Here is a 2762-nt window from a genome sequence, read left to right on the forward strand (position 1 = left end):
GAACTGGGGCCGAAGTGATGCCGGGGCCGGGCGCGCGGCCGCGGCCGACGGTGCGGACGGACTGATGCACGAGGACGAAACCCCTGGCAACGCGCCCGGCGAAGGGCCGCTGACCCCGCACCAAGAGCCCACCGAACGCGATCTCGAAACGACCTTGCGGCCGCGCAAGCTCGACGAGTTCGTCGGCCAGCCGCGGGTGCGCGAACAGCTCCAACTGGTGCTGCGCGGTGCGATCAACCGCGGCGAGCAACCCGACCACGTGCTGTTCTCCGGTCCGCCGGGGCTGGGCAAGACCAGCCTCGCGATGATCATGGCCAGCGAGCTGGACGCCTCGATCCGGGTGACCTCCGGCCCGGCGCTGGCACGTCCCGGCGACCTCGCGGCGATGCTGTCCAACCTCGCCGAGGGCGACGTGCTGTTCATCGACGAGCTCCACCGCATCGCCCGGCCCGCCGAGGAGATGCTGTACCTGGCGATGGAGGACTACCGGGTGGACGTGGTGGTCGGCAAAGGGCCCGGCGCCACCAGCATCCCGCTGGAGATCGCTCCGTTCACGCTGGTGGGGGCCACCACCAGGTCCGGCACGCTGACCGGCCCGCTGCGCGACCGCTTCGGCTTCACCGCGCACATGGAGTTCTACTCGCCGGAGGAACTGGATCTGGTGGTGCGCCGATCCGCCGAGATCCTCGGCATCGACCTGCGCCCGGACGGTGCCACCGAGATCGCCGGCCGCTCGCGCGGCACTCCAAGGATCGCCAACCGGTTGCTGCGCCGGGTGCGCGACTACGCCGAGGTGCGCGCCGACGGCGCGGTGACGCACGAAGTCGCACGGGCCGCGCTGGAGGTCTACGACGTCGACGAACTCGGCCTGGACCGGCTCGACCGCGCCGTGCTCTCGGCCTTGGTCCGCTCGTTCCACGGCGGACCGGTCGGCGTCACCACGCTGGCGGTCGCGGTGGGCGAGGAGCCGAGCACGGTCGAGGAAGTCTGCGAGCCGTACCTGGTCCGTGCCGGAATGCTCGCCCGCACCCCGCGCGGCCGGATGGCCACGGTCGCGGCCTGGCAGCACGTCGGGCTGACGCCGCCGCAGAACGCCCCCGGTGAGACGCAGGCGGCGCTGTTCGACGCCGCCGAGGAATAGCCTGGTGACCTCCTGGGCGAACCGAGTCGCTGGGCACCGCTGACCGTCGAGATCGCGCTGCCCGGTTCGCCGGGAGCGCGCGCTGATCGGCGTCCGGCCGAGATCGACGGGCTGTGAAAGTTGCCACCCCGGCACCGGTATGCTCACGCCCGCTGACGACCCCGGTGGAGCTTGCCGCAACGCTCGCCATCTCGGCGGCTCCGCGTGCACGCGGTCGGTCGAGTCCGGCGATCCGCAGGCGGCGGCGTCCTGCTCGACGCGGCTGGCACACTGGTAACCGCACATCCGAACAATTCGGGCGCCCAGGTCGAGGGCCGGGCGGTTTCTGCGGCGCCCGCCGAACGGAGCATGATGGATCCTCAACTGTTGCTGCCCCTGCTGATCGTGCTGTTCGCGGTCATGTTCTACATGCAGATCCGCAGGCAGAAGAAGGCGAACCAGGAGCAGCAGAAGCTGCAGAACTCGCTGACCGCCGGAGACCGCGTGATGACCACGTCCGGCCTGTTCGGCACCGTGGTCTCGACCGCGGACAACAGCGTGGACCTGGAGATCTCGCCCGGCGTGGTCACCACCTGGCTGTCCGCCGCGATCCGGGAGAAGGTCGACACCGAGCAGGACTCCGACGGCGAGCAGGCCGCCGCGGACACGGCCGAGGACGACACCGCGGAGGCTTCCGACGAGTCCAAGGCCGCCAAGACCGGCGAGGCCGAAAGCACCGAGTCCAAGACCGAGACTGCGAAGGCCGAGACCACCGAGTCCGAGACCGGCGAGGCCAAGGCGACCGAGTCCGGGGCCGAGGTCGCCGAGCCGATCGAGAAGCAGAAGACCAGCTGAGGCGCTGCCCGGCACCGGGCGCACCGGTGCCGGGACGCACGCAACCCGCCTTCGGGCGGGTACTGGCGCGCTGCGGATGGGTGCGGGCTTCTCGAAGTCCCACCCGGTCCCGCGCGGTGCCGATCGAACCGGCCACTGCAATTCCACGGCAGTCACGAGCAATTCGGCGCACCGGCGTGGGCGAACCGTCTTCGCACGTCGTGCCGCCGCGCCCCCGGCGAACTCCGCCGCGGTGCCCGGCTGGCAGACTGAACGGGGAATTCACGCAGTTCCATCGGTGCGCGTGCACGTCTCGAAAGCGCGTACCGTGATCATCGGTCCCGTCGCGGCGCGGCGGAATCGATCGTGTTCGTAGACCGTGGACAGGAGACCGACGCACCGTGGCACCTCCGGCCGGGCAGCTCCGCCCAGGGCGTTATCTGCTCATCTTCTTGCTGGTCGTCGGCGCGCTGTACTCGCTGGTGTTCCTGACCGGGGACCAGAAGCCGACGCCGAAGCTGGGCATCGACCTGCAGGGCGGCACTCGCGTGACGCTGACCGCGCGCACGCCCACCGGGCAGCCACCGCCCAAGGAATCCCTGGACCAGGCCCGCCAGATCATCGAGACGCGGGTCAACGGCATGGGCATCAGCGGCTCCGAGGTCAGCCAGGACGGCTCGAACCTGGTGATCACGGTGCCGGGTTCCGGTGGTGAGGACGCCAAGCAGCTCGGCCAGACCGCGGAACTGAACTTCCGCAAGGTCGCGCAGGCGGTCCCGAACACGCCCGCGCCGCCGCCCGGCGGGCC

2 protein-coding genes and 1 pseudogene are annotated in these 2762 nt (G+C 70.9%); all 3 read left to right on the forward strand.

Features of this window, described 5'->3' with window-relative positions; translation table 11 throughout:
- Nucleotides 1-64: 64 nt before the first annotated feature.
- Nucleotides 65-1141: a Holliday junction branch migration DNA helicase RuvB gene (gene ruvB, locus IJH84_RS15320; RefSeq protein WP_295145588.1), complete on the forward strand. Its 1077-nt coding sequence runs from the start codon at nucleotides 65-67 to the stop codon at nucleotides 1139-1141.
- A gap of 351 nt (nucleotides 1142-1492) precedes the next feature.
- Nucleotides 1493-1975, forward strand: coding sequence for a preprotein translocase subunit YajC (gene yajC / locus IJH84_RS15325; RefSeq protein WP_295145586.1), 483 nt, complete (start codon nucleotides 1493-1495; stop codon nucleotides 1973-1975).
- Nucleotides 1976-2355: 380 nt separating this feature from the next.
- A pseudogene (locus IJH84_RS15330) lies at nucleotides 2356-2762 on the forward strand (protein translocase subunit SecD); the annotation flags it as partial.

The organism is Saccharopolyspora sp., from assembly GCF_017434145.1.
GTDB lineage: Bacteria > Actinomycetota > Actinomycetes > Mycobacteriales > Pseudonocardiaceae > Saccharopolyspora_C > Saccharopolyspora_C galaxeae.

Excerpts from the sequence above, each read along its gene's own strand:
- ruvB (WP_295145588.1), top strand. The coding sequence starts at position 65 with ATGCACGAGGACGAAACCCCTGGCAACGCGCCCGGCGAAGGGCCGCTG.
- yajC (WP_295145586.1), top strand. The coding sequence starts at position 1,493 with ATGGATCCTCAACTGTTGCTGCCCCTGCTGATCGTGCTGTTCGCGGTC.